Origin of the sequence: Rhodovulum imhoffii (genome assembly GCF_003046545.1) — a bacterium.
Taxonomy (GTDB): domain Bacteria; phylum Pseudomonadota; class Alphaproteobacteria; order Rhodobacterales; family Rhodobacteraceae; genus Rhodovulum; species Rhodovulum imhoffii.
The window spans coordinates 37,181-62,114 of sequence record NZ_QAAA01000002.1 but is presented as its reverse complement, the minus strand read 5'-3'; the positions used below and the strand labels follow the sequence as shown (position 1 = coordinate 62,114).

At 63.2% G+C, this 24,934-nt stretch carries 32 protein-coding genes; 27 read left to right on the top strand and 5 right to left on the bottom strand.

Features of this window, described 5'->3' with window-relative positions; translation table 11 throughout:
* Positions 1-98 precede the first annotated feature (98 nt).
* The 5 genes from C8N32_RS02140 to C8N32_RS02120 all read left to right on the top strand — a co-directional run bounded on the left by C8N32_RS02140 (position 99) and on the right by C8N32_RS02120 (position 5,248).
* Positions 99-578, top strand: coding sequence for a hypothetical protein (locus tag C8N32_RS02140; protein WP_242509559.1), 480 nt, complete (start codon positions 99-101; stop codon positions 576-578).
* A gap of 104 nt (positions 579-682) precedes the next feature.
* Positions 683-1,564, top strand: a complete 882-nt coding sequence (locus C8N32_RS02135; protein WP_107890832.1) for a transferrin-binding protein-like solute binding protein — start codon at positions 683-685, stop codon at positions 1,562-1,564.
* A 29-nt stretch (positions 1,565-1,593) separates the two neighbouring features.
* On the top strand, positions 1,594-2,790 hold the full coding sequence (locus C8N32_RS02130) for a surface lipoprotein assembly modifier (RefSeq protein WP_107890831.1): 1,197 nt from the start codon (positions 1,594-1,596) through the stop codon (positions 2,788-2,790).
* A 245-nt stretch (positions 2,791-3,035) separates the two neighbouring features.
* A complete protein-coding gene (tig, locus tag C8N32_RS02125) occupies positions 3,036-4,367 on the top strand; it encodes a trigger factor (RefSeq protein WP_107890830.1) in 1,332 nt (443 codons plus the stop codon).
* 131 nt (positions 4,368-4,498) lie between these two features.
* The gene (locus C8N32_RS02120) at positions 4,499-5,248 is read left to right on the top strand and encodes a class I SAM-dependent methyltransferase (RefSeq protein ID WP_107890829.1); all 750 of its coding nucleotides are present in this window, start codon (positions 4,499-4,501) and stop codon (positions 5,246-5,248) included.
* Between the two features lie 35 nt (positions 5,249-5,283).
* Here the strand turns inward: C8N32_RS02120 and rplI are convergent, their stop codons facing one another.
* Genes rplI through rpsF form a run of 3 tightly spaced genes read right to left on the bottom strand, consistent with a single transcriptional unit; the run spans position 5,284 to position 6,501 of the window.
* Entirely contained in the window at positions 5,284-5,889 is a 606-nt protein-coding gene (gene rplI, locus C8N32_RS02115; RefSeq protein ID WP_107890828.1) for a 50S ribosomal protein L9, read from the bottom strand.
* 11 nt (positions 5,890-5,900) lie between these two features.
* Positions 5,901-6,128, bottom strand: coding sequence for a 30S ribosomal protein S18 (rpsR, locus tag C8N32_RS02110; protein WP_107890827.1), 228 nt, complete (start codon positions 6,126-6,128; stop codon positions 5,901-5,903).
* Between the two features lie 25 nt (positions 6,129-6,153).
* Positions 6,154-6,501, bottom strand: coding sequence for a 30S ribosomal protein S6 (rpsF, locus tag C8N32_RS02105; RefSeq protein WP_107890826.1), 348 nt, complete (start codon positions 6,499-6,501; stop codon positions 6,154-6,156).
* Positions 6,502-6,698: 197 nt separating this feature from the next.
* On the opposite strand from rpsF, the gene C8N32_RS02100 reads away from it, so the two are divergent.
* From C8N32_RS02100 to C8N32_RS02085, 4 genes are all read left to right on the top strand, one after another.
* Positions 6,699-7,607 (top strand): glycosyltransferase family 92 protein, encoded by a 909-nt coding sequence (locus C8N32_RS02100; RefSeq protein WP_107890825.1) that lies wholly within the window; start codon positions 6,699-6,701, stop codon positions 7,605-7,607.
* Between the two features lie 50 nt (positions 7,608-7,657).
* Complete coding sequence (gene fabD, locus C8N32_RS02095; protein ID WP_107890824.1) at positions 7,658-8,602, top strand: ACP S-malonyltransferase; 945 nt, start codon at positions 7,658-7,660, stop codon at positions 8,600-8,602.
* 9 nt (positions 8,603-8,611) lie between these two features.
* Positions 8,612-9,349 (top strand): 3-oxoacyl-[acyl-carrier-protein] reductase, encoded by a 738-nt coding sequence (gene fabG / locus C8N32_RS02090; RefSeq protein ID WP_107890823.1) that lies wholly within the window; start codon positions 8,612-8,614, stop codon positions 9,347-9,349.
* A 191-nt stretch (positions 9,350-9,540) separates the two neighbouring features.
* Positions 9,541-9,774, top strand: a complete 234-nt coding sequence (locus C8N32_RS02085) for an acyl carrier protein (RefSeq protein WP_107890822.1) — start codon at positions 9,541-9,543, stop codon at positions 9,772-9,774.
* Positions 9,775-9,821: 47 nt separating this feature from the next.
* On the opposite strand, the gene C8N32_RS02080 is transcribed toward C8N32_RS02085, so the two are convergent.
* Both C8N32_RS02080 and C8N32_RS02075 read right to left on the bottom strand, forming a co-directional pair.
* A complete protein-coding gene (locus tag C8N32_RS02080; protein ID WP_107890821.1) occupies positions 9,822-10,904 on the bottom strand; it encodes a Hint domain-containing protein in 1,083 nt (360 codons plus the stop codon).
* Positions 10,905-10,969: 65 nt separating this feature from the next.
* A complete protein-coding gene (locus C8N32_RS02075) occupies positions 10,970-12,328 on the bottom strand; it encodes an ABC1 kinase family protein (RefSeq protein WP_107890820.1) in 1,359 nt (452 codons plus the stop codon).
* Positions 12,329-12,507: 179 nt separating this feature from the next.
* On the opposite strand from C8N32_RS02075, the gene fabF reads away from it, so the two are divergent.
* From fabF to C8N32_RS01990, 18 genes are all read left to right on the top strand, one after another.
* Positions 12,508-13,770: a beta-ketoacyl-ACP synthase II gene (gene fabF, locus C8N32_RS02070; protein WP_107890819.1), complete on the top strand. Its 1,263-nt coding sequence runs from the start codon at positions 12,508-12,510 to the stop codon at positions 13,768-13,770.
* The gene (mltG, locus tag C8N32_RS02065; protein WP_107890818.1) at positions 13,770-14,921 is read left to right on the top strand and encodes an endolytic transglycosylase MltG; all 1,152 of its coding nucleotides are present in this window, start codon (positions 13,770-13,772) and stop codon (positions 14,919-14,921) included. The genes fabF and mltG overlap by 1 nt, the downstream gene beginning before the upstream one ends.
* 177 nt (positions 14,922-15,098) lie before the next feature.
* On the top strand, positions 15,099-15,419 hold the full coding sequence (locus tag C8N32_RS14900; RefSeq protein WP_170106711.1) for a hypothetical protein: 321 nt from the start codon (positions 15,099-15,101) through the stop codon (positions 15,417-15,419).
* Positions 15,313-16,689 (top strand): DNA-packaging protein, encoded by a 1,377-nt coding sequence (locus C8N32_RS02060; protein ID WP_244905887.1) that lies wholly within the window; start codon positions 15,313-15,315, stop codon positions 16,687-16,689. Before C8N32_RS14900 ends, C8N32_RS02060 begins: the two co-directional genes overlap by 107 nt.
* Positions 16,690-16,760: 71 nt before the next feature.
* Positions 16,761-17,927, top strand: coding sequence for a phage portal protein (locus C8N32_RS02055; protein ID WP_107890817.1), 1,167 nt, complete (start codon positions 16,761-16,763; stop codon positions 17,925-17,927).
* Positions 17,924-18,166, top strand: coding sequence for a GTA head formation protein, RCAP_rcc01685 family (locus C8N32_RS02050; protein WP_107890816.1), 243 nt, complete (start codon positions 17,924-17,926; stop codon positions 18,164-18,166). The genes C8N32_RS02055 and C8N32_RS02050 overlap by 4 nt, the downstream gene beginning before the upstream one ends.
* Before the next feature lie 11 nt (positions 18,167-18,177).
* A complete protein-coding gene (locus C8N32_RS02045; protein WP_420853809.1) occupies positions 18,178-18,732 on the top strand; it encodes an HK97 family phage prohead protease in 555 nt (184 codons plus the stop codon).
* 31 nt (positions 18,733-18,763) lie between these two features.
* A complete protein-coding gene (locus tag C8N32_RS02040; RefSeq protein ID WP_107890815.1) occupies positions 18,764-19,939 on the top strand; it encodes a phage major capsid protein in 1,176 nt (391 codons plus the stop codon).
* A gap of 113 nt (positions 19,940-20,052) precedes the next feature.
* Complete coding sequence (locus C8N32_RS02035; protein WP_107890814.1) at positions 20,053-20,649, top strand: head-tail connector protein; 597 nt, start codon at positions 20,053-20,055, stop codon at positions 20,647-20,649.
* Positions 20,646-20,984: a head-tail adaptor protein gene (locus C8N32_RS02030; protein ID WP_107890813.1), complete on the top strand. Its 339-nt coding sequence runs from the start codon at positions 20,646-20,648 to the stop codon at positions 20,982-20,984. The genes C8N32_RS02035 and C8N32_RS02030 overlap by 4 nt, the downstream gene beginning before the upstream one ends.
* Entirely contained in the window at positions 20,981-21,385 is a 405-nt protein-coding gene (locus C8N32_RS02025) for a DUF3168 domain-containing protein (protein WP_107890812.1), read from the top strand. Before C8N32_RS02030 ends, C8N32_RS02025 begins: the two co-directional genes overlap by 4 nt.
* 22 nt (positions 21,386-21,407) lie before the next feature.
* Positions 21,408-21,821: a phage major tail protein, TP901-1 family gene (locus C8N32_RS02020; RefSeq protein ID WP_107890811.1), complete on the top strand. Its 414-nt coding sequence runs from the start codon at positions 21,408-21,410 to the stop codon at positions 21,819-21,821.
* Complete coding sequence (locus C8N32_RS02015; protein WP_107890810.1) at positions 21,821-22,150, top strand: GTA-gp10 family protein; 330 nt, start codon at positions 21,821-21,823, stop codon at positions 22,148-22,150. The genes C8N32_RS02020 and C8N32_RS02015 overlap by 1 nt, the downstream gene beginning before the upstream one ends.
* On the top strand, positions 22,140-22,328 hold the full coding sequence (locus C8N32_RS02010; protein ID WP_107890809.1) for a rcc01693 family protein: 189 nt from the start codon (positions 22,140-22,142) through the stop codon (positions 22,326-22,328). Before C8N32_RS02015 ends, C8N32_RS02010 begins: the two co-directional genes overlap by 11 nt.
* 3 nt (positions 22,329-22,331) lie before the next feature.
* A complete protein-coding gene (locus C8N32_RS02005; protein ID WP_107890808.1) occupies positions 22,332-22,976 on the top strand; it encodes a phage tail tape measure protein in 645 nt (214 codons plus the stop codon).
* An 11-nt stretch (positions 22,977-22,987) separates the two neighbouring features.
* Positions 22,988-23,620 (top strand): DUF2460 domain-containing protein, encoded by a 633-nt coding sequence (locus C8N32_RS02000; protein WP_107890993.1) that lies wholly within the window; start codon positions 22,988-22,990, stop codon positions 23,618-23,620.
* The gene (locus C8N32_RS01995; protein WP_107890807.1) at positions 23,617-24,498 is read left to right on the top strand and encodes a DUF2163 domain-containing protein; all 882 of its coding nucleotides are present in this window, start codon (positions 23,617-23,619) and stop codon (positions 24,496-24,498) included. The genes C8N32_RS02000 and C8N32_RS01995 overlap by 4 nt, the downstream gene beginning before the upstream one ends.
* Positions 24,495-24,929 carry a C40 family peptidase gene (locus tag C8N32_RS01990; RefSeq protein WP_107890806.1) on the top strand — a complete coding sequence of 145 codons (435 nt, stop codon included), beginning with the start codon at positions 24,495-24,497 and terminating at the stop codon, positions 24,927-24,929. Before C8N32_RS01995 ends, C8N32_RS01990 begins: the two co-directional genes overlap by 4 nt.
* Positions 24,930-24,934 lie beyond the last annotated feature (5 nt).

Below are 24,934 nucleotides of genomic sequence, written 5' to 3'. Positions count from 1 at the left end.
TTAAGAGGGGTCGTTGCAACGAGCAAGTGGTTTTACGCGTTGTTGCCCAGGGGCACGGGCCGGGTTAGGCTGGCGGGGCCAGGAAAACGGGGGAGGCCATGGGTCGTAACGGAATGGGTCGTAACGGAATCGTCCTGTTGGCGGTGGCCAGCATTCTGGCTGGTTGTGCGCGTGCGCCGCTGGAGGGGTCTGGCGCCCCCGTCCCGCCACCCAAACCGCGCCCGGTTGCGGCGCCCGCCCCGCCGGCAACGGCAATGACGGTTGAGCAGTTCGACACCACCAGTGTTCAGGCCCGCACCCTTGCCGCCGCGCCGGACAGCGGGGGTCAAAGGCTGGGGACGACGATCGCCAGCCTGGGGGATCCGGCGGAACCGGGGTTCTGGGCGAAGACGCCGCTGGTCGATACGGTTCGGACCGGGCGCCTTGAGTCTCCCGCCAGCGGGGCTTCTGTACAGGTGGAGTTGCGGCCTCTGAAGGCACCGGCCGGGGCCGGGTCGCAGGTGTCGCTGCCGGCATTGCGCGTGTTGGGCGTTCCGCTGACGGATTTGCCGGAGCTTATCGTTTACGCGGGGGGCTAAAACTTTAATTAACCCAATAAAAACAAATTTTTGCTCTCTTGTGTCGCATCGACATGATCCGGTCCTGCGGTTTCTGATATGCGCAACCAGAAGGAGAGCGACTGATGAAACATGGAATGTTGATTTCTGGCATTGCATTGGTTCTGGCCGGGTGCGGCGGCGGTGGCGGTGGTGGCTCTGCCGACCGTGCGTTTGAAGGCATTTCGAAAATTCCCGCGAATGGAACCGTTGCCGTTCCGGGGGAAGCACGCCGTGTGAATTATACCGCCAGCGGGACGGACTTCGACAATATCGAGATTTCAGACATTTCGGCGCCGCTGGAGACGCGGATTCGCCTGACGCACGGGAATGAGGAGCCGCGCCGCGTGGAGATTTCTTCCGGCGATGAGAAGATCGTGTTCGATGCCGCACAGGGGGATGAACTGGAGGCTCTCGATTATTCCATCGTCGCCATGGATGCGGAGGGCAAAACCCTCGCGGCGCTGTCGGGGGGCGCGGATGGTGAGCTTGAATACCAGGTGTTTGGCGCGTGGCTGACCGGCTACGGCACCGGCAGCGGGACGGTCGGCGTCGCCTCGACCGGGATGCGCTCTGCGCAGGTGCCGAGATCGGGCAACGCGGAGTACAGGGGGACAAGCGTCGGCGTGCTGAAGGCCGCCGATGGCAAACCGTACATGACGGCCTCCGATGTGCATGTGGAGACCGATTTCTCCACCCTTGAGGTGCACTCTTACAACACCGCGAAAGTCAACCTGAACACGGAGGTCGAAAGCGATGCCTCCGATGTCGATTTCACTGCGGTGGGCACCGTGTCTGGCGGCGGGTTTGCCGGGACCGTCAAGGGGGATATCATTTCAGGTGACATGAGCGGCTATTTCTTCGGTCCGAATGCGGAGGAAGTCGGTGGGACCTTCACCGCCGAGGGGGGCGGCAACAGCTATGCGGGGACCTTTGGGGCCGCGCAGGGGGGCGAGATCAGGAAATAAGGCCGCTGTCCGCGATCCGAAAACTGCTGATGGCCGGGCTTCTGGTCATCGGTCTTGCCACGCCGTCCGGGGCCGCCACGTCGCGGGATATCAACCGGGCTTTCATGCATGCCTTGCAGGATATGGCGGGCGGGAACCCAGGAGGGGCGGCCCTGGTTTTGCGCCGGATTCTGGCCGCGAACCCTTCTTTGGTGCGGGTGCGGCTTGAACTTGGGCGGGCACTGTTTCTGGCACGCGACTTCGATCAGGCGCGGACAGAGTTCCTGAAGGTTCTCTCGGGCGATATTCCGCCGCCCGTGCGCCGCAATGTCATGCGGTTTTTGCGCCGCATCGACGAACGGCGGGGCATGACGACGTCCATGTCTTTTGTCATCCGTGCCCCCGAGGGGGCTGGGCGGTCTTACAAGACCGATGCTATCTGCCCCGATTGGCCGGGGTGGGATTGCACGAAATTCCCGCTGCGTATGACCCGTGAGGCGCTGCCTGCACGCGGGATCGAAATCACCGTCTCGGGACGTCGCCAATGGGGACAGGGCCGACGACCGGGCCCGTATCTGCGCGGCAGCGCCATGGTTTTCGACACCAAGGGGCGAAGATACGATGAGGCCGGGGCGCAGGTCGCCTTTGGATTGCGCCGGAGCGCCCCCCGCGCATACTGGGAGGCAGAAGGCCGCATGGCTGCGGATTTCGAAGGCGAAAGGCTGCAGGAAGTGCAGTTTGGCCCGGCGTTCTCCTGGCACGCGCGCACGGGCGCGGGCGGGGCTTATGGTGCATCCCTGACGGTGTTGCAGGCGGATCACCGCCGGATCGGCGGGGCCGACGGCATGCTGGCCAGATCGCGGATTTTTGCCAGCAGGACCTTTGCCGGACACGGGGTCTTCGATGTGTCGTTGAAGGTGGAAAGCCGGGCGGCGGACCGGGAGGATCACGGGTACGATTCCGTGAGGATGACACTTTCCCACGAGGCTTCGGTGGATGCAGGCCTTACCCTGGCCACAAGCGCTTTTGCCGAGCATTTTCTGCAGCGGGGGGCCTCGCCCGGTTTTGCGGCCCCGCGTCGCGAGACCGAGATCGGCGTGCAGTTCTCCCTCATGAAAGAGGACACCTTCGTGATGGGGCGTTTCCGTCCGGCCGTGTCCGTTGCCTGGCGCGACCGGCGCAGTTCCCTACGTGCCTATTCCTACACCGAATCCGAGATCGCTTTGCGCCTGGTCCGCGCCTTCTGACCGGCGTGGTGCAGGAAACCATGGCGATTTGCGTGTTTTTGCTTGCCCCTGACAGTGGCTTTGCCTAGATAGCCGCTGGCACCGACGCGCAGCGTTCCCCGGCCTTTCAGGGCGTCCCTTTGGTCCGGTTCTGGCGCAAGGCGAAGTCGCAGAAAATGTGGGTGCGCGTGAATTCCAGGTTCTGGCGCTGCAAGGCGTGGGGGATCCGGTCCCTCCGCACCGAGGTTGGACAAAGAGGACGAGATATGCAGGTCACCGAGACCCTCAATGACGGCCTGAAGCGGGGATACACCATCACCGTGACTGCCGCCGAGCTGGACGACAAGGTCAACGAAAAACTGGCCGAGGCACGGCCCGGAATAGAAATGAAGGGCTTCCGCAAGGGCAAGGTGCCCATGGCGCTTTTGAAAAAGCAGTTCGGCCAGCGCCTTCTGGGCGAGGCCATGCAGGAAGCCGTCGATGGCGCCATGAGCAAGCATTTCGACGAGACCGGTGATCGCCCCGCGTTGCAGCCCGAAGTCAAGATGACCGGCGAGGACTGGAAAGAGGGCGATGATGTGGTCGTCGAAATGTCTTACGAGGCGCTGCCCGAGATTCCCGAGGCCGACCTGAAATCCATCAAGCTGGAAAAGCTTGTGGTCAAGGCCGCCGAGGAGGACATCACGGATGCACTGGAGCGTCTGGCCGGGACGGCCCAGAACTACGAAGATCGCCGCAAGGGCTCCAAGGCCAAGGATGGCGATCAGGTTGTGATCGACTTCGTCGGCAAGGTCGACGGTGAGACTTTCGATGGCGGCTCGGCCGAGGATTACCCGCTTGTGCTGGGCTCCGACAGTTTCATCCCCGGTTTCGAAGAGCAGCTGGTTGGCGTCAAGGCCGGGGAAGAGGTGAGCGTTACCGTCACTTTCCCGCAGGATTATGGTGCGGAGAACCTGAAGGGCAAGGATGCCACTTTCGAGTGCACCGTGAAGGCCGTGAAGGCCCCCAAGCCGGCCCCGATTGACGACGCGCTTGCCAAGCAGTTCGGCGCGGAGGACCTGGAGGACCTGAAGAAGAAGGTCTCCGAACGTCTGGAAGGGGAATACAAGGGGGCCGCGCGCGCGGTGATGAAGCGCGCGTTGCTGGACAAGCTGGATGAGATGGTCGGCTTCGACCTGCCGCCGACTCTGGTCGAGGCGGAGGCGAAACAGATTGCTCACCAACTCTGGCACGAAGAACACCCTGAGGAAAAAGGCCACGAGCACGGTGAGATCGAACCGACCGAGGAACACACCAAGCTGGCCGAACGCCGGGTGCGCCTTGGTCTGCTGCTGGCGGAAACCGGCCGCAAGAACGAGATCGGGGTCTCCGACAGCGAGATGACCCAGGCAATCCTGAATCAGGCGCGGCAGTTCCCTGGACAAGAACAGCAATTCTTCCAGTTCGTTCAGCAAAACCAGCAGATGCAACAGCAAATCCGCGCGCCTCTTTTTGAGGACAAGGTCGTGGATTACATTTTCGAACTGGCCGAGGTGTCCGAGAAGGAGATCTCCAAGGATGAGCTTGAAAAAGCCGTCGAGGCGCTGGAAGACGAATAAGGCCGCGCGCGGAAATCGGACCGGCCCCTTCGGAGGGGCCGGTTTTTTATGGCTTTTTCTTGTGTTTACGGGCGTGCGTTGTACTACTCTTGCCGGGGTGAGATAAAAGCCTCTGGGGTTGAGGGGAACAAATGGGCATTCCAGATACGTTGGCCGCACGCATCATAGAGTACGTCAATGAATTCGGGCTTTCCGGGCATCTTCTGATGCTGGGGCGCCAGAGTTGGGGCGGATCGCGCAAAGGGCCTTCGGCGCGGATGCTGGCGCGCACCATCAAGACCTATTACCCCGATCTGACCGAAGCAGACTTTCACAGGGGGGAGGAGCGTTTCGCGGAGCCGTTCTTTGAAAGGCTTGGCTTCGAACAGGTCGATTCCCTGGATATTTCCGATTTTGAAGGGGCATCCATCATCGTGGACCTTTCACAACCTGTCCCCGACCAATTGCACGGGAAATTCGATGTCATTTACGATGGCGGCACCTGTGAGCATATTTTCGACCTGCCGACCGCCTATCGCAACATAGATCGCATGCTGAAAGTCGGGGGCGTTCTGATTGGACATTCCCCCTGTAACAACTGGATCAACCATGGATTTTTCCAGATTTGCCCCGAAACGGTTTATGGGTTCTGGGAGAAATCGATGGGGTACGAGTTGCTGGAATGCCGCTTGCAACCCATCCGCCCGGCCCATGCGGAGAAGGCCGTTAGAACGAGCAACCCGAATGTGACCGGAAAGCGTCCGCGCCTTCTTGGGGATATCCCTTCAACCCCGATCATGCTGGATTATGCGGTACGAAAGACCAGACCGTCGGGGCAAGCGCCACAGGGTGCTTACCAGACCGACTATCTCGAGCACTGGCAAAGAAAAAACCGCCCCTGAGAGGGGGCGGCTTTCGCAACTTTCGGCGGGGCCGCTCAGGCCTCGTCTTTGTTTTCCGTTTGCTCGGGGGTGTCGTCGTCGGATGCGGCTCCGCCGATGTCGTCGAACAGTTCCGAAATCTCGAATTCGGCTTCGGCGTCGGCCTCGGCGGCGAGTTCCTGGATCGACTTGCCGGAGGCTTGCAGCTCAGCCTCTTCGGTCGAGCGGGCAACGTTCACCTGAACGGTCACTTCGACCTCGGGGTGCAGGGTGACGGTCACGTCATGCAGCCCCAGTTCCTTGATCGGAGTGTTCAGAACGACCTGCTTGCGGTCGACCGAGAAGCCGGCTTCGGTAGCGGCGTCGGCAATGTCACGGGTGGTGACGGAACCATAGAGCGCGCCGGAATCGGAGGCAGAGCGAATCACGACGAACTGTTCGCCGTTCAGCTTTTTGGCCAGGGCCTCGGCTTCCTTGCGGGTTTCGAGGTTGCGCGCTTCCAGCTGGGACTTCTCGGCCTCGAAGCGGGCGATATTGGATTCGTTGGCGCGCAGGGCCTTGCCCTGGGGCAGCAGGAAGTTGCGGGCGTAGCCGTCCTTGACGGAGACCACTTCGCCCATCTGGCCCAGCTTGGCCACGCGTTCCAGAAGGATGACTTGCATGGGGGCTCTCCTTACTTCACGGCGTAGGGCAGCAGGGCAAGAAAGCGCGCGCGCTTGATGGCGCGGGACAGTTCACGCTGCTTTTTCGCCGACACGGCGGTGATACGGCTGGGCACGATCTTGCCGCGCTCGGAAATGTAACGTTGCAGCAGGCGCGTATCCTTGTAGTCGATCCCGGGGGCGTTGTCGCCCGAGAAGGGGCAGACCTTGCGGCGGCGGAAAAACGGTTTGGCGGCCATGGGTTGGGTTCCTTTCCTGGGCTGATCAGCGGCGGCGGTTTTCACGTTCGTCACGCTTTTGCATCTGAACCGACGGGCCTTCTTCGTGGGTGTCGACCTTGATGGTCAGCACGCGCATCACATCGTCATGCAGACGCATCAGACGCTCCATCTCCTGCACGGCAGGGGCGGGGGCGTCGGAGCGCAGGAATGCATAGTGGCCCTTGCGGTTCTTGTTGATCTTGTAGGCCATCGTCTTGACGCCCCAGTACTCGCTGTCGACGACTTTGCCGCCGTTATCCGCCAGTACGGTGGAAAAATGTTCGACAAGACTTTCGGCCTGCGCGTTGGAAAGGTCCTGGCGCGCGATGAAGACATGCTCGTAAAGCGGCATGTGAGCTCCAGTTCTGTTGCGGGTGCACTTCATAGGACGGTTTTCCTTCCGCGGCCCGTCCACGAGAGGCTGCACCGGGTTGCGATCGTGCGGAAGGATGGGCTGCTTATACACATCCCGCAGGGCGATGCAAGCGCTGCTCTGGTCTGTGCGGCGCGGGCGGGATATGCAGGGGGAAAAGGCAACAGGGGCACCCGATGCGAAGGCTCTTTTTCCGATCCCCCGTTACCCGGCTGACGCTGGAACCACCCGCGCCTCAGGCCGGGCGCGCGGGGCTGGCGCTGGTGCTGATCGTGCGCGACGAGGCGCGCCACATCGGCGAATGGGCGGCGTTTCACAAGCTGGCGGGGGCGGCCCATGTCATCGCCTATGACAATGGCTGTAGCGATGGCACGGTGGCGGAACTGCGCCGGGTGCTGGGGGGCGCGCTCACGGTCGTTCCCTGGGCACAAAAGTTGCGGGAGGCCGCAACGGGGCAGGAAATTCACAACCAGATCCTTGCCTATGCCCATGCGGTGGCGAATTTCGGGGCGCGGTTCCGCTGGATGGCCTGTGTGGATGCCGATGAGTTTCTCGTGCCCGTCACCGGGCCGGACCTGCCTGCGGCGCTGGCCGGGCTGGAGCATTGTCCGCAGATTTCATTGCCCTGGCACAATTTCGGGCGCAATGGGCATGACGGGCCGCCTGCGGGCGGGGTTCTTGAAAACTACACCCGCCGCGCCGCCGATCCGATAAGCGGTGCGCGCGGGGTGACGAATTTCAAGGTTGTCTTCGATCCGGTCCGGGTGACGGCGGTGAAGGTGCACGATTTCCAGACCGACGGCAACAGCGACACCTGGAACGACCGGGGGGAGCGGTTTTCCCTCAGGGCGCGTGCAACGCGGGGGTTTTATTCGGTGGAACGTATCCAGTTGAACCACTATTACACCCGCTCCGGGCGGGAACTGGCCGCGAAAATCGCGCGCGGATCGAACCGCAGCGTCGAGGCTGCCCGCCACGCCGCACGCGTGTGGCGCAACGTTGCCAATATCGAGGCCGCGGAGGTCGAGGACACCCTTGCCGTGGACTATCTGGCGCGGGTCGGGGCGCCTGTCCCTCTCTTGTGAAGCCGCGGGCAAGGGGATAGACCAAGGCAAATTTGACCAAAGGGGGCACCATGACCCGAGCATTCGTATTCCCCGGCCAGGGGGCGCAGACCATCGGCATGGGAAAGGCGCTGGCGCAGGCCTACCCGGCCGCGCAACACGTGTTTGACGAGGTGGATGAGGCCCTGGGCGAAAAGCTCAGCGCGCTGATCTGGGAAGGGCAGGCCGAAGATCTGACCCTGACGCAGAATGCCCAGCCCGCGCTGATGGCGACATCCCTGGCGGCGATGGCGGCCCTGGAGGCCGAGGGGTTGGGGGTTGAGGCGGCGTCTTTCGTGGCGGGGCATTCGCTGGGCGAATACTCGGCCCTGTGCGCCGCCGGGGCGCTGTCCGTGGCTGACACGGCACGGCTATTGCGGCTGCGCGGGTTGGCGATGCAACAGGCCGTGCCGGTTGGGGAGGGCGCAATGGCGGCGCTGCTGGGGCTGGACGTGGCCGGGGCGCAGGCCGTGGCGCAGGCCGCCGCAAAGGTCACCGGGCAGGTCTGCCAGGCCGCCAATGACAATGATCCGGGGCAGGTGGTCGTGTCCGGGCACAAGGCCGCCGTGGAGCGTGCCGTGGAACTGGCCAAGGAGGCCGGGGCCAGGCGTGCGGTGCTGCTGCCGGTATCCGCGCCGTTCCACTGTGTTCTGATGGCGCCGGCGGCGGAGGCGATGGCCGGGGCGCTGGAAGGGGTCGGGATCGCCGCCCCCCGCGTGCCGGTCGTGGCGAATGTGCTGGCCGAGGCCAACACCGACCCGGCGCGCATCCGCAGCCTTCTTGTGGAGCAGGTCACCGGCGCTGTCCGCTGGCGCGAGTCCGTTGCCTGGATGTCCGCGCAGGGCGTTGACGAGTTCTGGGAGATCGGTGCGGGAAAGGCGCTTTCCGGGATGATCCGCCGGATCGAGCGTTCTGCCGCGACCCGTAGCGTCGGGACGCCGGAGGATGTCACAACTGCCGTCGAAAGCACCAAGTGAAGGAAGCAAATGTTTGACCTGAATGGAAAAACCGCGCTGGTTACCGGCGCTTCGGGGGGAATTGGCGGGGCGATCGCGCGCGCGCTTCATGGGCAGGGTGCTGTTGTGGGGCTTTCGGGCACCCGGACCGGCCCTCTGGAGGCGCTGGCCGCCGATCTGGGTGAGCGTGCCCACGTGTTGCCTTGCGACCTGTCCGACAAGGATGCCGTCGAGGCCCTGCCCAAAGCTGCCATTGCAGCGATGGGCCGCCTGGATATTCTGGTGAATAACGCCGGGATCACCCGCGACGGGCTGCTGATGCGCATGGCGGATGCTGATTGGCAGGATGTTCTTGACATCAACCTGACCGCCCAGATGCGCCTGTGCCGGGGGGTTCTGCGCGGCATGATGAAGGCGCGCTGGGGGCGGATCGTGAATATCAGCTCCATCGTCGGGACGAGGGGCAATCCGGGGCAGTGCAATTATGCCGCCGCCAAGGCCGGGCTGGTGGGGCTGTCGAAAAGCCTGGCCGCCGAAGTCGCCAGCCGGGGAATCACCGTGAACTGCGTGGCGCCCGGTTTTATCACCACTGCCATGACCGACAAGCTGAACGACGATCAGAAGGCCGCTCTGCTGACATCGGTGCCGATGGGCCGCATGGGGCAGGCCGAGGAAATCGCCGCAGCCGTGGTGTACCTGGCCAGCGCCGAGGCCGCCTATGTCACCGGGGAAACAGTGCACGTCAACGGTGGGATGGCGATGCTGTAGTTCAAACCGCGCCTCTGTCGCATATGAACGTAAAGCGTTTGCCTTGTGGGAACGATATGCTATTAGCGGCGCAGAATCTGCCGGGGTTACTCCCGCGCTTGGAAATACCCCGCGATCTGCGGGCTTGGAGCGGCCCGAAGGGCCAACAGCAAGAAACGGGCACGGACCCCGAGGATATGTGAGGAAGTAACATGAGCGACATCGCTGATCGCGTAAAGAAGATCGTTGTCGAGCATCTGGGCGTGGAAGAGGACAAGGTTTCCGAGAACGCGTCCTTCATCGATGATCTGGGTGCGGACAGCCTGGACACCGTGGAACTGGTCATGGCGTTCGAGGAAGAGTTCGGTATCGAGATTCCGGATGATGCCGCTGAAACCATCCAGACCTTCGGCGATGCGGTCAAGTTTATCACCGACGCAGCCTGAGCCTGATCGTAAGAATTTAAAAACGGCGCCCTTTTGGGCGCCGTTTTTCATGCCGCTTTCTTGAACGCAAGGGTTTGGCACAGTTGTCGGACCAGCAGTTCGGCCTCGGACCGGGTCAGAACCTGATGCGCGGTGCTTTTGAAATGCCGTACCGGCGCAAGATTGCCCAGTTCCGGGAACAGGGTCAGGATTTCGTCGCGCGTTTCACAGGCGAGTCCTTGCAGCGCCAGATCGCCGGGAAAGAGGCTTTCGCTTTCCACCCCGTCCGCCACCACGATCCGGTGCCCGTCGAACAGCATGTGCCAGTAGGTCACTTTCGGCAGCAGGGAGCTTTCCTGGTAAACGCCAGGCAGGCTGGTCAGGAATTTCGCCGGGATCAACGTTTCCGCGTGCCCGAAAAGCAGTTGCGCCACGGGGGAGCGCACCAGCATCCGGTGATTGGGGGAGACACGCGTATCGCGTACCGGCAAGCAGGGGCCAAGCGCATGGGCCTGGAAGCGGATCGGCCGCAGATCGGCCATTTCGCGATTGAAATACACGGTGCGCCCGCCGATCCAGCGCAGGCAGAGCGGCTCCCCCCGGTTGCTGAGGACGGTATCCCCGCTTTTCAGGGTTTCGATCCGTTTTTCCCCGTCCGGAGTGAGGATCGCAGTGCCCTCAACAAAACAGGGGATCTTGTTGAGAGAGTCGTATAAGGGCGCATTTGACGGGTCGACATTGCTAAGCGTGAAGGCATAGGTGACCCCGGCTTGCAGGGGTTCGCTTGTCAGGTAGCCGACAAAAACCCCGTCAACCTCTATGAGGTAGACCGATATAGTCCCGCCACCGGGCTTTGACAGGAAATAGACGCTCTCGGCATAGAGGTTGCCGCTGGCATAGGTTGTGGTTCCGTCCAGGCTGGTGACAACGCCGGTCTGGGTAAAATCATCGCCGGTTTCGTCCCGGTAACGGTCCCCGTCGAGGCGTAATCCAAAATCGGGGCGACCGCCGATAATCCTGCCGCCGGCGCCGTCGTCGATATCGAAGATACGCCTGTCCGTGGCAGGGTTGTAGCTGGTAGAAAGCGAAATGCTGCCCCCGGTAATGGTCAGGGCGGTCGTATTGTATCCAATTATAGAATACGTTGGCATCTTCTATTCCCTGAGATCCGTCAGCAGATCCAAGTCAAAGTTACCAAAATCATTCTAGGTTAGTATCAGCGGGCAGTCCATGCGTGGGTGAGGTTTTTTTCCAGAAGTGCTCGCAAGTCAACGCGGGCTTTCAGCCGCGTTGCCAGAAGGTAGATCCCGCCGAACTTGCGCTGCATGAACAGGGTTTCCATCGGTGGGATGTGCCAGAAATCCCGGTCTGCGCCCAGCTTCATGGCTGCGTCGCGCATGCGCAGGGCGATGTCCGTCTCGGCGAAATCGAATTTTCCAGGGCGGTGAAGGGGGGTCATCGACAGCTCGAACATATCTATAATCGCCTCCTGATTGTGGTTTTTCGTGTGCTCATCGAAGAAGCCGATATCCACAATGGCATTGCGAATGGCGGCGCGGTCGCGGGCTAGCCCGGCGGCCATCAGCCGGCGGAAGGCGGTCACGGTTTGCGGAGTAAATTCGCGCGAGGCGCCGAAATCAAGCAAGATGATGCGGCCGGTATGCGGGTCATAGCGGTAGTTGGCGAAGTTCGGGTCGGTTTGCATCAGGCGAAACTCGAACAACTCCCGGAAGAGAAGGTCGATCAGAAGTTCGGTAACCCGGTCGCGCTCTTGCTGGGGGGCAGAGGTGAGGCTGTCCACCGGCATGCCGTCAAGATAGGTCATGGCCAGGACATCGGTTGTGGTCAGGTTTTCGTGCAGGTCGGGGACGGCAAGGGATGGGTCGTCGCGCAGCAGCGTGGCGAAGCGGGTAAGATAGCGGCTTTCTCGTTCGTAGTCGGCCTCTTCATGGAGCTGGCGTTTGGCCTCATCCAGCATTGGGGCGATGTCCAGCGATTTGGGCAGCGCCCCGGACAGGCGCATCAGCGAGGCGACGTTATTCACGTCACTGTCGATACTTTTGCGTACGCCCGGATACTGCACCTTTATGGCAAGGTCGTGCCCGTCTTTCGTTCGTGCCCGGTGCACCTGCCCGATCGAGGCCGCGGCGATGGGGCGGGCATTGAATTTTTCGAAACGTTTCAGCCAGTTTTCCCCCCAGTTCGCGTTCAGGACTTTCTTCAGCTGACCGCCCGGCATGTAATGGGCGTCCGCGCGCAGGCGGCCCATGATATCGGCCAGTTCGGGGGGAAGCATATCGCCCGCATCCATGGAAATGAGCTGACCGACCTTCATTGCGGCGCCGCGCATCTGGGCCAGTTGCTCAGCCATCCGGCGCGCGTTCGCGGGGGTTAGCAGCAGTTCCTTCGCGGCGGGGCGTTTGCCCTGGGCGATGTTGCGCGCGCCCTGAATCGCCGCCCGTCCGGCAATGCCCGAAGCCAGCCCGCCGAACCGGGCCAGACGTGTCAGCCGCCCCGAAGGCACGGGGAGTTCTCTTGAAACGGATTTCTTGTCAGTCACGATGGGGCCTTTCATATAAAAGATGACTTTAGAATATATTTTTATTTACAGCTAAAAATCCCCTGATCAATGGCAATAGCGCGATCCCGGAGCGGAACGATTCCGCCCGCGCCGAAGCGCCGCCCTTGCTCCGATTGCAAAAACCGCTGTATCTATCACGGGCCAAATTCGGGCGAGGCAGTGAGGAGTATCTGATGCGTCGAGTGGTTGTGACCGGGTTGGGCATGGTGTCCCCCCTGGCCTGCGGTGTGGAGGAAACCTGGAAACGTCTTCTGGACGGGCAGTCGGGGATCGGTCCGATTACCCGGTTCGATGCCTCCCGGCTGGCAACGACCTATGCCGCGGAGATCCCGTTTGGGGACGGGCGCGGGGGGAGCTTCAACCCCGATGACTGGATGGACGCGAAAGAGCGGCGGAAGGTCGACGATTTCATCCTTTACGGCATGGCGGCCGCAACCCAGGCGGTGAAGGATTCCGGTTGGGAACCGCAAGACGATGAAGGCCGTGAACGCACCGGCGTGATGATCGGTTCCGGCATCGGGGGGTTGCAGTCCATCGCCGAGACCGCCGTGGTTCTGAAGGAGCGTGGCCCGCGCCGGGTCTCTCCGTTTTTCATTCCCGGTGCGCTGATCAATCTCGTTTCCGGGCAGGTGTCGATCCGTTTCGGGTTCAAGGGGCCGAACCACGCGGTTGTGACCGCGTGTTCAACCGGGGCCCATGCCATAGGCGATGCCGCACGGCTGATCGCCCTGGGCGATGCGGATGTGATGGTTGCGGGGGGGGCGGAAAGCCCGCTTTGTGAAATTGGCGTCGCCGGGTTCAACGCTTGCAAGGCGCTGTCGACCAGGCGTGGGGACGACCCGCAATCGGCCAGCCGTCCCTGGGATGAAGACCGCGACGGCTTTGTCATGGGGGAAGGTGCGGGGGTTGTCATTCTTGAGGAATACGACCACGCCCGGGCACGCGGAGCGAAGATATATGCAGAGGTCGTGGGGTATGGCCTTTCAGGCGATGCCTATCACATCACCGCCCCCGCAGAGGATGGAGACGGTGGGTTCCGCTCCATGAGCGCGGCGCTGAAAAATGCTGGGCTGACGCCTGCGGACGTGGATTACATCAACGCCCACGGCACCTCTACCATGGCCGACACGGTTGAGCTTGGGGCGGTCGAGCGTCTGCTGGGCGATGCGGTGAAGACGGCGACGATGTCCTCCACCAAGTCCTCGGTCGGGCATCTGCTGGGCGCGGCCGGCGCTGTGGAGGCGATCTTCTGCATCCTCGCCCTGCGCGATCAGGTGGCCCCGGCGACGCTGAACCTTGACACCCCGCCGGACTGGGCACGGCTGGACCTGGCCGCCAAGGCCCCTGTCAGGCGCAAGATCGATATTGTTCTGTCGAACTCTTTCGGGTTTGGCGGAACCAACGCATCGCTTGTCATGCGCCGGGTGGCGGACTGATGTGGCGCGCCGTTGCCTCCACCGCGCTGACGGTGCTCGTGGTTGTTCTGTTTTGCATTGCGGGCGTCGTGCTGTGGGGAAAACGGCAATATAACGGGCCGGGGCCGCTGGAGGCCCCGATCTGCCTGAAAGTGGAACGCGGGGCGAGCATGAATCGTCTGTCGCGTCAGCTTGAGGCCCAGGGCGCGGTCAGGAGTGCCCATATCTACCGGCTCGGTACGGAATATGCCGGGATTTCCGCCAGGCTGAAGGCCGGCAGCTTTCTTGTTCCGGCAGGGGCGTCGATGGCGGAAATCGCAGAGATCGTCACCCGTGACGGGCGTTCGACCTGCGGGACGGAGGTGAATTTTCGGATTGGCGTTCTCAATGCCGAGGTGCAGGTGCGTGAAATCGACCCCGCCACAGGCCAGTACCGGGAGGTTATTGCTTTCGATCCGTCGGGGGAGGTGCCCGGGGCTTATGAGGATATCGCCGCCAGTCCGGATACCCGTTTTCGGGTAACGTTGGCCGAGGGGGTGACAAGCTGGCAGGTGGTCGAGGAGCTGAAGGCCGCCGCTTTTCTGGAGGGTGAGGTTGAACAGGTGCCTGACGAGGGGGGGTTGGCCCCCGACAGCTATGAAGTCAGGCCGGGGGTCGGCCGCGCGGCGTTGCTGGACGAAATGCAGGCCCGGCAGGTAACGGTTCTTGAGAAGGCATGGGCGGCGCGGGCCGAGGGGCTGCCGCTGAAGACGCCTGAGGAGGCGTTGGTACTGGCCTCGATCATTGAGAAGGAAACCGGGATCCCCGAAGAGCGGCGCAGGGTTGCGAGTGTTTTTGTCAACCGGCTGCGGCAGGGGATGCGGTTGCAGACCGATCCGACGGTGATCTACGGCATCACCAAGGGGCAGGGCGCCCTGGGGCGCGGCCTGCGCCAGAGCGAGTTGCGGCGCGCCACCCCCTGGAACACCTATGTCATTGAAGGGCTTCCCCCAACGCCGATCGCCAACCCGGGCGGCGCCTCTGTCGCGGCTGCGCTGAACCCTGAGGACACGGACTTTCTGTTCTTTGTTGCCGATGGGACGGGCGGGCATGTTTTTGCCAAAACGCTTGATGAACATAACGCCAATGTCCGCCGCTGGCGTCAGATAGAGGCCGACCGTAACGCAAACTGAAGCCTGCAACCATAAAGATAGCTCTTGACTTCGCGAACGCTTCAGGGTATAAGTTGTGTCAAGCTGAGAAAAGTAGGTAAGCGGCACGGGGAAGTCCGGCGCCGCTTTTGTTTTGTCCGGCTTTCACCGCAAGAGTGGGCATTATCAATGACAATACTGGCTGCCCCGGGGGGGGATATGGCTGCTCAGGCTGTGCTTGAGGAGGCCGAGGAGCATTACAGGCGCACCATTCGCGCCCTTCACGACATCATCGCAGACGTTCAGGCGGGCCGGTCAGACCGCGCGCGGGAACTGAAAGGCGCCCTGAGCGATCTTGGAAAAGCGGCCCAGACCGCATTCGACGAAAGGGTTCGAGTTGAAAAGCGTCTCAGATCGGAAACCGGAATCGCCCATGATTATGCGCTCGACCTTGATGAGGCCCGTGCTGAAATCGGGCGCAGACTGGATCGCGTGCGCGCCGTCCGGGATCCGGGCGGCATTTCTGGAGAGCCTGAGTGAGGGTGCGTTGCTGTCGCTGCCCTATTTGTTCGAGTTTTGGGCTTTGCCCCACCAGATGCCGCCCGAAGGCGCATGGCGAAGCTGGGTGGTCATGGGGGGGCGCGGGGCGGGCAAGACCCGTGCCGGGGCCGAATGGGTGCGCGCGCAGGTAGAAGGCGCGCGTCCGCTGGACATGGGCCGGGCGCGTCGTGTGGCACTGGTGGGCGAAACCGTCGACCAGGTGCGTGAGGTCATGGTGTTTGGTGAGAGCGGGCTTCTGGCCTGTTCGCCTCCGGACCGCCGTCCGAAATGGGAGGCAACGCGCAAGCGGCTGGTCTGGCCGAACGGGGCAGTGGCGCAGGTTTTTTCCGCCCATGATCCGGAAAGTCTGCGCGGACCCCAGTTTGATGCGGCCTGGGCGGATGAACTGGCAAAATGGAAGCGGGCGGAGGAAACCTGGGACATGCTTCAGTTCGGTCTGCGCCTTGGCCCCGCGCCGCGCCAGTGTATAACCACAACGCCCCGCAATGTCGGGGTATTGCGGTCTCTTCTGGCCAATCCGTCCACGGTGGTGACTCACGCCCCGACCGAGGCAAATCGCGCGAACCTCGCGGATTCGTTTCTTGAGGAAGTGCGGGCCCGTTATGCCGGGACGCGCCTGGGACGGCAGGAGTTGGACGGCGTGCTTCTGGAGGAGGCGGAGGGTGCGCTGTGGCGGCTGGCGGGGCTGGAGAAATTGCGAGTGCGGGACGTTCCGCTACTGGACCGTGTCGTCGTGGCGGTGGACCCGCCGGTCAGCGGGCACAAGGGTTCTGATGCGTGTGGTATCGTTGTGGTCGGGGCGGTGACAAAAGGCGAACCGAAAGACTGGCGCGCCTATGTGCTGGAGGACGCATCGCTTCAGGGCGTCGCCCCGGTCCGGTGGGCGGAAGCCGCCATAGACGCAACGAAGCGCCATGGGGCTGATCGGTTGGTGGCCGAGGTGAACCAGGGCGGGGATCTTGTGGAAAGCGTCGTACGGCAGGTGGATCCGCTGGTTTCGTTCCGTGCTGTGCGGGCTTCGCGGGGGAAGGTGGTGCGGGCGGAGCCTGTGGCGGCGCTTTATGAACAGGGACGGGTGTACCATCTGCGCGGGCTGGCCGCGCTTGAGGATCAGATGTGCCGTATGACTGCCCGCGGCTATGAAGGACGCGGCAGTCCGGACCGGGTGGATGCGCTTGTCTGGGCGATCCATGACCTGATGATTGCCCCGGCGGCCCGGTGGCGGCGGCCAAGGGTGCGCAGCCTGTAAGACCTGAAACTTCCTGCACAGACCGCCCACCGGGCGGTTTTTTCGTGTCGGGACAGAGACAAGGAGAGATCATGAAACTGAATTTCCTGAAGCGGGCCGCGCCCGAGGCCAAGGCAAGCGCCGTCGGCCCGGTCATTGCGTGGGCCGGCGCGGGGCGCATGGCGTGGTCCCCGCGCGATACGGTGTCGCTGACGCGCAGCGGTTTTACCGGTAATCCGGTAGGGTTTCGGGCGGTCAAGATGATTGCGGAGGCCGCCGCCGCCCTGCCGCTTCTGTTACAGGATTCCAGGCGGCGCTATGAGACGCACCCGGTTCTGGGGTTGGTGGAGCGGCCCAACCCGGCCCAGGGGCGGGCCGAGATGCTGGAGGCGCTTTACGGTCAGTTGTTGCTCTCGGGCAATGCGTATCTGGAGGCCGTTGGCGTGGGGCAGGGGCTGCCGCTGGAACTGCATGTGCTGCGCTCGGATCGGATGCAGGTCGTGCCCGGCGCCGATGGCTGGCCGGTGGCCTATGACTACACCGTGGGGGCGAGCAAGCATCGGTTCGATATGGCAGGCGCGGTGCCGTCGATCTGCCATATCAGGAACTTTCATCCGCAAGATGACCATTACGGCCTTTCGCCGCTTCGGGCGGCGGCCACTGCGGTGGATGTCCACAATGCGGCTTCGCGCTGGTCGAAGGCGCTTCTGGATAATGCGGCGCGGCCATCGGGGGCGATCGTTTACCGTGGTGCCGACGGGCAGGGCACCATGACCGAGGAGCAGTATCTCCGCTTGCAGGACGAGATGGCGTCTTATCATCAGGGGGCGGTCAATGCGGGGCGGCCGATGCTTCTGGAAGGCGGGTTGGACTGGAAACCGATGGGCTTTTCGCCTTCTGACATGGAATTCCAGAAAACCAAGGAGGCCGCCGCGCGCGAGATTGCCGTGGCCTTCGGTGTGCCGCCGATGCTGCTGGGTATTCCGGGGGAGGCAACCTACGCCAATTACCAGGAGGCCAACCGGGCGTTTTATCGCCTGACGGTATTGCCTCTGGCGACGAAGGTGATGGGCGCGTTGTCGGAGTTTCTGGCCCGGCATGCGGGGGGACAGGTGGTGTTGCGGCCGGATCTTGACCAGGTGCCCGCGCTGGCCGTTGAGCGTGAAGCACAGTGGCGGCGTATCGCGGGGGCGGATTTCCTGACCGAGGATGAAAAGCGCGCCCTACTGGGGTTGCCGCGCCGGGCGGGGTCGGCATGAGCGCACAGGCGGAGAGGTCGGGATCACGGTTCCTCTACGCCCCATTCGAGGCCGCCCACGCCCGAATCGACGCGAATGAGCGTGTCGCACAGGAACGCTGGGCGGCGCTCGACTACCGGCTGGGGCGGATTGAGGCCGGTCTGGAGCAGTTGGACCGCCGCCTGTGGCTGGCGGTTTATGGTGTGGTCGGCGTGGTGCTGGCCGAGGGGGCGGCCCAGATTCTGGCCGCGATGCAGTAGAAGGGGAAAGTATGAAGGCAATGGAAACCGGGTTGGAGCACAAGTTTTGCCAGCCTGAGGCGCCCTTGACCGTTGGGGAGGGCGCGGTGATCGAAGGCTATGCCTCGCTTTTCGGCGTGGCGGATCAGGGGGGCGATGTGGTTCAGCCCGGTGCGTACGTGAAATCTTTGGCCGCAATGGCGCGGACCGGGCGGCGGGTAAAGATGCTTTGGCAGCATGATCCGGCCCAACCCATAGGCGTGTGGAATGAACTGCGCGAGGACGGGCACGGGCTCTACGTCAAGGGCCGCCTGCTAAACGACGTTGCCCGCGGGCGTGAAGCGGCGGCGCTGATTGCGGCGGGGGCGATTGACGGGCTGTCGATCGGCTATCGCACGCGAAAGGCGGGGCGCGACGGGGCCGGCCGCCGGGTACTGGAAGATTTGGAGCTTTGGGAAGTGTCGCTGGTGACGTTCCCGATGCTGCCGCAGGCGCGGGTTTCCGCCAGGGTCGGTGAGGCCGAGGCGGCTCTGCGCGAACTGGCGAAGACCCTGAACGGGGCCCGCCGTGGATTGGCCGACGCCTGAGGTACGGCCGTTTTCGAAGAGGACAAACCAAATGAGCGAAACCGGGTTTTGTGCCACCGGGTCTCCGGCGGTCGAGGCTAAACATGCCCTGAGCGGCTTTCTAAGCGATTTCAAAATCTTTCAGGGAAAAATTCAACAAAAACTTCAGGAGCAGGAAGAGAAGCTGACCATGCTTGACCGCAAGACCATTTCCGGGCGTCCCGCCCTGTCCCGTACCGCCGATTTCGATGCACCGCACCAGAAGGCTTTTGCCGCTTATCTGCGTTCGGGCGATGATGGCGGGCTGCGCGATCTGCCGGCCGAGACCAAAGGCATGAGCGCCGCCGTGGCGGGTGACGGGGGCTATCTGGTGGATCCGCAAACTGCCGAGACGATCAAGGGGGTGCTCAGATCCTCTGCCTCGATCCGGTCGATCGCGCAGGTGGTGACGGTTGAGGCCAGTTCCTACGACGTGTTGGTGGATCATTCCGATATCGGCTCTGGATGGGCCAGCGAAACCGCGCAGCAGGTCGAGACCGACACGCCCCAGATCGAACGCGTGACCATCCCGCTGCATGAGCTTTCAGCGATGCCCAAAGCCAGCCAGCGCCTGCTGGATGACAGCGCCTTCGATATCGAAGGCTGGCTGGCGGCGCGCATTGCCGATAAATTCGTACGCGCCGAGGCTGCGGCCTTTCTCCATGGCGACGGCGTGGACAAGCCCAGGGGCCTTTTGAACCATCCCCATGTGCCGGAACATGAGTGGAAGTGGGGCAAGCTGGGCTATATCGCCACCGGCACCGACGGCGATTTCGACGAAACCGCGCCGGCCGACGCAATCCTGGATCTGGTTTATGCGTTGGCTGCGGAGTACCGTGCGGGCGCGACCTTCGTGATGAATTCCAAAACCGCCGGGGCGGTGCGCAAAATGAAGGATGCGGATGGGCGTTTCCTGTGGTCCGACGGTCTGGCCGCCGGGGAGCCCGCACGCCTGATGGGGTATCCGGTGCTGATCGCGGAGGACATGCCTGACATTGCCCCCGGTGCCGTGGCGATTGGCTTTGGAGATTTTTCGGCCGGTTACACTGTCGCCGAGCGCCCGGACCTGCGTCTGCTGCGCGACCCGTTTTCGGCCAAGCCGCACGTGTTGTTCTACGCGACCAAGCGTGTGGGGGGCGATGTCAGCGATTTCGCGGCGATCAAGCTGTTGAAATTCTCGGTTGCCTGAACGGCGCGGCGCCCTCGTCTCGGGCGGTCGATGCGCGCCGGGCCGGGATGGCACCCGGATGTCCGGGCCGGATCCCGGCGCGCTCTTTTTCGCAAAATGACTGGAGAAAACGCATGATGCTGATCGAGCAGACCACCGTGCCTGCCGCCGTGCTGCCTGTACGCCAGTTCAAGGATCACCTGCGCCTGGGGACCGGGTTTGCCGATGACGCTGCGCAGGACACCTTGCTGGAGGCGCTGTTGCGTGCGGCGATTGCAACGGTGGAGGGGCGCTGTGGCAAGGTGCTTTTGGCGCGGGATTATACATGGACACTGATGGCCTGGCGCGAGGCGGGGCGCCAACCGCTGCCGGTGGCGCCTGTTCGTGCAATCGGCGCAGTAACGGTGATCGACCGGGCCGGGCAGACGCAGCGGGTTGATCCGGCAACCTATCGGCTGGACCCCGACAGCCATCGCCCCCGGTTGGTGGCGGTACACGGCGCGCTGCCACATATCCCCCTTGGCGGTCGCGCCGAGATGCGGTTCGAGGCCGGGTTCGGTGCGGAGTGGGGCGAGGTCCCGCCGGACCTGGCGCAGGCGGTCATGTTGTTGTCCGCCTATTATCATGAATATCGGCATGGGGCGCTCTTGGGCGATAGCGGCATGCCTTTCGGTGTCATGGCACTGATCGAGCGTTGGCGAACGGTACGTGTTCTGGGAGGGATGCCATGACCCCCCCCGTTCTGAGTCGCCGCTTTTCACTGGAGCGTTTGCGGCAGGTGCCCGATGGTGCGGGCGGATATGCAGTGGTTTGGGAAATTCTGGGAAATCTCTGGGCGGAACTGATCCCTCAAGCCGGCGGCAGCCGCATGGCGGGGGAACTGACGATCAGCCGCGTGTCTTGTCGGATCATCGTGCGGGCAGCGCCGGTGGGGGCGCCGTCCCGCCCGGAGCCGGGGCAGCGGTTGCGGGAGGGGGTACGGGTGTTCCGTATTCTCGCCGTGGCCGAAACCGATGCAAAGGGCCGCTATCTGACCTGTCATGCCGAAGAGGAGGGGGCCGCATGAGCTATGCGCATTCGGCGGCTTTACAGGAGGCGGTTTACAACCGGCTGAGTACGAATCCCACCCTTGCCGGGTTGATCGGCGAGGCGGTGTTCGATGCCGCGCCTTCCGGGGCTGTGCCGGGGACTTATGTGACCCTTGGTCCCGAAGAGGTGCGCGACGCGTCCGATGCCACGGGACGCGGGGCGATGCACCGGCTGAGCGTATCGGTGATGTCCGATGCGGCGGGGTTTCGGCGGGCCAAGCTGGTGGCGGAAGCGGTTTCAAAGGCGCTGTTGGAGGCAGCACTGATCCTGGAGTGCGGGCACCTGGTGGCGTTTCGGTTCGAGCGCGCCATCGCCCGGCGGGAAGGCAGCCTGCGCCGGATCGACCTGCGCTTTGGCGCACGGGTATCGGAAGAATGAATCATCAAAGCGGAGAACTGACATGACGGTACAAAACGGCAAGGATTTGCTGATCAAACTTGATCTGACCGGTGATGGTCAGTTTCAGATCATTGCGGGGCTGCGGGCGACGCGCATCGGGTTCAATGCCGAGGCCGTGGATGTGACAAGCCTCGACTCTTCCGGCGGGTGGCGCGAACTGCTGGCCGGGGCGGGGGTGAAATCGGCTTCGGTCTCCGGCTCGGGCGTGTTCCGGGATGCGGATACGGATGAGCGGGCGCGCCAGATCTTTTTCGATGGGGAAACGCCGCAGTTTCAGGTGATCATCCCCGGTTTCGGTATCGTGCAGGGGCCGTTCCAGGTGAGCGCCATCGAATATGCTGGCACCCATAACGGTGAGGCGACCTATGAAATGTCGCTCGCGTCGGCCGGGGCGTTGAGTTTTACGGCGCTGTGATGGCAAATCCGTGGGCCGGAGAGGTGGCGCTGGTGGTCGATGGCCGGCGCTGCGTGTTGAAGCTGACGCTGGGCGCGTTGGCGGAGCTTGAGGCGGCGCTGGAGGCCCGGAACCTCGTGGCGCTGATCGAACGTTTCGAGGTCGGGCAGTTTTCGACACGGGACATCATGGCGCTCTTGCTGGCTGGTCTTAGGGGCGGCGGCTGGTTGGGGACGGCATCGGATCTGGCCCGGGCGGAAATCGGCGGCGGCCCGATGGAGGCCGCGCGCGTCGCGGCGCGGTTGCTGGCGCTGGCATTCACGGTGCCGGAGCAGAGCGATGGGCTTTGACTGGCCGGCGCTGATGCGGGCGGGGTTGCGTGGGCTGGCTTTGCCGCCCGCGCGGTTCTGGGCGCTGACCCCGGCGGAACTGATGCTGATGCTGGGCGTGGGGCATGGCACGGCCCCCATGGGGCGCACCCGGCTGGAGGAGTTGTCGCGTACGTTCCCCGACAAGCATGAGGAGTAGGACATGGAAGACATGGAAGACGCCCTTGCGGCGCTGGAGGAAACGCTTGACGGCTCCCGCGATGTGGCGGCGGCGTTCAATGCGGAACTGGTGTCGATGCGTGAGAGCCTGACCATGGCGCAGGGCGATATATCCGGGCTGTCGCGGGCCATCGGGCGGGGGTTGCGGGGCGCCTTCGACAGGTTGGTATTCGATGGAGCACGCTTTTCGGATACGTTGCGGGACCTGGGGCGGTCCATTGCAAATGCTGCCTATTCCGCCGCGATGCGGCCTGTGCAGAATCATCTTGGCGGGCTGGTTGCGGGAGGGGTCGAAGCATTGGTCGACGCCGCGATGCCGTTCGGGAAGGGCGGAGCCTTTACACAGGGGCGCGTGATTCCGTTCGCGCGGGGCGGGGTCATCAGCCAGGCGACCTATTTTCCGCTGCGCGGGGCGGCAGGTCTGATGGGAGAGGCCGGCCCGGAGGCGATCATGCCGCTGGCGCGCGGGGCCGATGGCCGTCTTGGTGTGCGCAGCGCGGGGGGCGGAAGGCCCGTCAATGTGACGGTCAACATCGCCACGCCAGATATACAGGGTTTCCGCCGCAGCCAGAGCCAGATTGCCGCGGAAATCGGTCGCGCAATGGTGCGTGGGCAACGCAATCAGTAAGGAGCATGGAAATGGGATTTCATGAGGTCCGCTTTCCCGTCAACCTGAGTTTCGGGTCGGTCGGGGGGCCGGAGCGGCGTACGGAGATTGTCACGCTGGCCAATGGCCACGAGGAGCGGAATACCCCCTGGGCCCATGCCCGGCGTCGCTATGATGCGGGTATTGCAATGCGCTCGCTGGACGATCTGGAGGCGCTGGTCGCGTTTTTCGAGGCTCGGCGGGGGCAGCTATACGGGTTCCGCTGGAAGGATTGGGCGGATTACAAATCCTGCCCGCCCTCGCGTGAGGTCGGATTTGACGATCAGGATATCGGTGTGGGCGATGGGGCGCGCAAGGTCTTTGCGTTGACCAAGGTCTATGCCTCGGGCGAGGGGCGTTATGCCAGGCCGATCGCCAAGCCTGTCAAGGGAACCGTGCGTGTCGGTGTCGATGGCGATCCGCTTCAGGAGGGAGAGCATTTCGCCGTGAATAGCGCGACCGGTGAGGTCAGCCTGTTCGATGCGCCCGCCAGGGGGGCTGTCATCACGGCAGGGTTCGAGTTTGACGTGCCGGTGCGGTTCGATACCGAAAGGATCATGACTTCCGTTGCCAGTTTTCAGGCAGGAGATGCCCCGCAGGTGCCCGTGGTGGAGGTGCGCGGATGAGCGTTTCACAAGGCCTTCAGGCCCATCTGGACAGTGGGACGACGACATTGTGCCGGTGTTGGGCGGTGATGCGGCGGGATGGGGTGGTTCTGGGCTTTACAGACCATGACCGCGATCTTTCGTTCGAGGGTATTCATTTCCGTGCCGACAGCGGCCTGACCGCCGGCGTGCTGAGCCAGAGCACCGGCCTTTCGGTTGACAACAGCGAGGCTCTGGGGGCCTTGGCGGGAGACGCGGTGTGCGAGGAGGATATTCTTGCCGGGCGCTATGACGGGGCAGAGGTGCGGGCGTGGTTGGTCAACTGGGCGCAGCCGGCCCAGAGACTGAAACAGTTTCGCGGTTCCATCGGTGAGGTTACTCGTTCGGGCGGTGCGTTCACGGCAGAACTGCGCGGGTTGGCGGAGGCGCTGAACCAGGTGCAGGGGCGGGCTTATCAGCGGCCATGCAGTGCGGTCCTGGGGGACGGGCGTTGCCGCTTCGATCCGTGCAAGCCAGGGTATTTCAGTGAGCGTGTCGTCGAAGATGTCGAAGAGGGACGGGTTTTTCGTTTTCGGGACATGCGCGGATTTTCCCCACGCTGGTTCGAGGCCGGGCGGCTTATCGTGCTGGAAGGAGCTGCGTCGGGGCTGGTTGGTGTGGTCAAGAACGACCGCTTCGAGGGGGAGTGGCGTGTGATCGAGTTGTGGCAGAAACTGGCGGCGGCGGCGGGGAACACGGTTCGCATCGAAGCCGGTTGCGACAAGCGTGCCGAAACCTGCCGACTTAAATTTAGCAATATCATTAACTTTCAGGGGTTTCCTTATCTTCCTGGCGAGGATTGGTTGATGGCGTATCCGCGTTCCGGAGATCTCAATGATGGGGGAAGTCTGCAGCGATGAGCCTGACCGGGGATCGGGTGCTGCGCGAGGCACGGTGTTGGATCGGAACACCCTATTGTCATCAGGCGGCCATGAAAGGGGCGGGAACGGACTGTCTTGGGCTTGTGCGCGGAATCTGGTGGGCGCTTTACGGCAGGGAACCCGAGATTGTGCCCGCCTATACGCCAGACTGGGCCGAGCCGCAGGCGCAGGAGGTTCTTTGGCAGGCTGCGCGGCGGCATCTGCGGGAAAAGCCCGTGCCGCAGGCTGCGCCGGGGGATGTATTGCTGTTTCGGATGCGGGCTGGTGCTGTGGCCAAGCATCTTGGGATACAGGGGCGCATTGGGGCGCAAGCCAGTTTCGTACATGCCTATGACGGGCATGGCGTCGTCGAAAGTGCCCTTGGTACGGCGTGGGGGCGCCGTGTGGTGGCCCGGTTCGAATTTCCGTAAGAAAG

What these genes read in the sequence shown, in the direction of transcription:
- C8N32_RS02140 (WP_242509559.1), top strand. Translation starts at nt 99, where the DNA reads ATGGGTCGTAACGGAATGGGTCGTAACGGAATCGTCCTGTTGGCGGTG.
- C8N32_RS02135 (WP_107890832.1), top strand. Translation starts at nt 683, where the DNA reads ATGAAACATGGAATGTTGATTTCTGGCATTGCATTGGTTCTGGCCGGG.
- C8N32_RS02130 (WP_107890831.1), top strand. Translation starts at nt 1,594, where the DNA reads ATGGCCGGGCTTCTGGTCATCGGTCTTGCCACGCCGTCCGGGGCCGCC.
- tig (WP_107890830.1), top strand. Translation starts at nt 3,036, where the DNA reads ATGCAGGTCACCGAGACCCTCAATGACGGCCTGAAGCGGGGATACACC.
- C8N32_RS02120 (WP_107890829.1), top strand. Translation starts at nt 4,499, where the DNA reads ATGGGCATTCCAGATACGTTGGCCGCACGCATCATAGAGTACGTCAAT.
- rplI (WP_107890828.1), bottom strand. Translation starts at nt 5,889, where the DNA reads ATGCAAGTCATCCTTCTGGAACGCGTGGCCAAGCTGGGCCAGATGGGC.
- rpsR (WP_107890827.1), bottom strand. Translation starts at nt 6,128, where the DNA reads ATGGCCGCCAAACCGTTTTTCCGCCGCCGCAAGGTCTGCCCCTTCTCG.
- rpsF (WP_107890826.1), bottom strand. Translation starts at nt 6,501, where the DNA reads ATGCCGCTTTACGAGCATGTCTTCATCGCGCGCCAGGACCTTTCCAAC.
- C8N32_RS02100 (WP_107890825.1), top strand. Translation starts at nt 6,699, where the DNA reads ATGCGAAGGCTCTTTTTCCGATCCCCCGTTACCCGGCTGACGCTGGAA.
- fabD (WP_107890824.1), top strand. Translation starts at nt 7,658, where the DNA reads ATGACCCGAGCATTCGTATTCCCCGGCCAGGGGGCGCAGACCATCGGC.
- fabG (WP_107890823.1), top strand. Translation starts at nt 8,612, where the DNA reads ATGTTTGACCTGAATGGAAAAACCGCGCTGGTTACCGGCGCTTCGGGG.
- C8N32_RS02085 (WP_107890822.1), top strand. Translation starts at nt 9,541, where the DNA reads ATGAGCGACATCGCTGATCGCGTAAAGAAGATCGTTGTCGAGCATCTG.
- C8N32_RS02080 (WP_107890821.1), bottom strand. Translation starts at nt 10,904, where the DNA reads ATGCCAACGTATTCTATAATTGGATACAATACGACCGCCCTGACCATT.
- C8N32_RS02075 (WP_107890820.1), bottom strand. Translation starts at nt 12,328, where the DNA reads ATGAAAGGCCCCATCGTGACTGACAAGAAATCCGTTTCAAGAGAACTC.
- fabF (WP_107890819.1), top strand. Translation starts at nt 12,508, where the DNA reads ATGCGTCGAGTGGTTGTGACCGGGTTGGGCATGGTGTCCCCCCTGGCC.
- mltG (WP_107890818.1), top strand. Translation starts at nt 13,770, where the DNA reads ATGTGGCGCGCCGTTGCCTCCACCGCGCTGACGGTGCTCGTGGTTGTT.
- C8N32_RS14900 (WP_170106711.1), top strand. Translation starts at nt 15,099, where the DNA reads ATGGCTGCTCAGGCTGTGCTTGAGGAGGCCGAGGAGCATTACAGGCGC.
- C8N32_RS02060 (WP_244905887.1), top strand. Translation starts at nt 15,313, where the DNA reads ATGATTATGCGCTCGACCTTGATGAGGCCCGTGCTGAAATCGGGCGCA.
- C8N32_RS02055 (WP_107890817.1), top strand. Translation starts at nt 16,761, where the DNA reads ATGAAACTGAATTTCCTGAAGCGGGCCGCGCCCGAGGCCAAGGCAAGC.
- C8N32_RS02050 (WP_107890816.1), top strand. Translation starts at nt 17,924, where the DNA reads ATGAGCGCACAGGCGGAGAGGTCGGGATCACGGTTCCTCTACGCCCCA.
- C8N32_RS02045 (WP_420853809.1), top strand. Translation starts at nt 18,178, where the DNA reads ATGAAGGCAATGGAAACCGGGTTGGAGCACAAGTTTTGCCAGCCTGAG.
- C8N32_RS02040 (WP_107890815.1), top strand. Translation starts at nt 18,764, where the DNA reads ATGAGCGAAACCGGGTTTTGTGCCACCGGGTCTCCGGCGGTCGAGGCT.
- C8N32_RS02035 (WP_107890814.1), top strand. Translation starts at nt 20,053, where the DNA reads ATGATGCTGATCGAGCAGACCACCGTGCCTGCCGCCGTGCTGCCTGTA.
- C8N32_RS02030 (WP_107890813.1), top strand. Translation starts at nt 20,646, where the DNA reads ATGACCCCCCCCGTTCTGAGTCGCCGCTTTTCACTGGAGCGTTTGCGG.
- C8N32_RS02025 (WP_107890812.1), top strand. Translation starts at nt 20,981, where the DNA reads ATGAGCTATGCGCATTCGGCGGCTTTACAGGAGGCGGTTTACAACCGG.
- C8N32_RS02020 (WP_107890811.1), top strand. Translation starts at nt 21,408, where the DNA reads ATGACGGTACAAAACGGCAAGGATTTGCTGATCAAACTTGATCTGACC.
- C8N32_RS02015 (WP_107890810.1), top strand. Translation starts at nt 21,821, where the DNA reads ATGGCAAATCCGTGGGCCGGAGAGGTGGCGCTGGTGGTCGATGGCCGG.
- C8N32_RS02010 (WP_107890809.1), top strand. Translation starts at nt 22,140, where the DNA reads ATGGGCTTTGACTGGCCGGCGCTGATGCGGGCGGGGTTGCGTGGGCTG.
- C8N32_RS02005 (WP_107890808.1), top strand. Translation starts at nt 22,332, where the DNA reads ATGGAAGACATGGAAGACGCCCTTGCGGCGCTGGAGGAAACGCTTGAC.
- C8N32_RS02000 (WP_107890993.1), top strand. Translation starts at nt 22,988, where the DNA reads ATGGGATTTCATGAGGTCCGCTTTCCCGTCAACCTGAGTTTCGGGTCG.
- C8N32_RS01995 (WP_107890807.1), top strand. Translation starts at nt 23,617, where the DNA reads ATGAGCGTTTCACAAGGCCTTCAGGCCCATCTGGACAGTGGGACGACG.
- C8N32_RS01990 (WP_107890806.1), top strand. Translation starts at nt 24,495, where the DNA reads ATGAGCCTGACCGGGGATCGGGTGCTGCGCGAGGCACGGTGTTGGATC.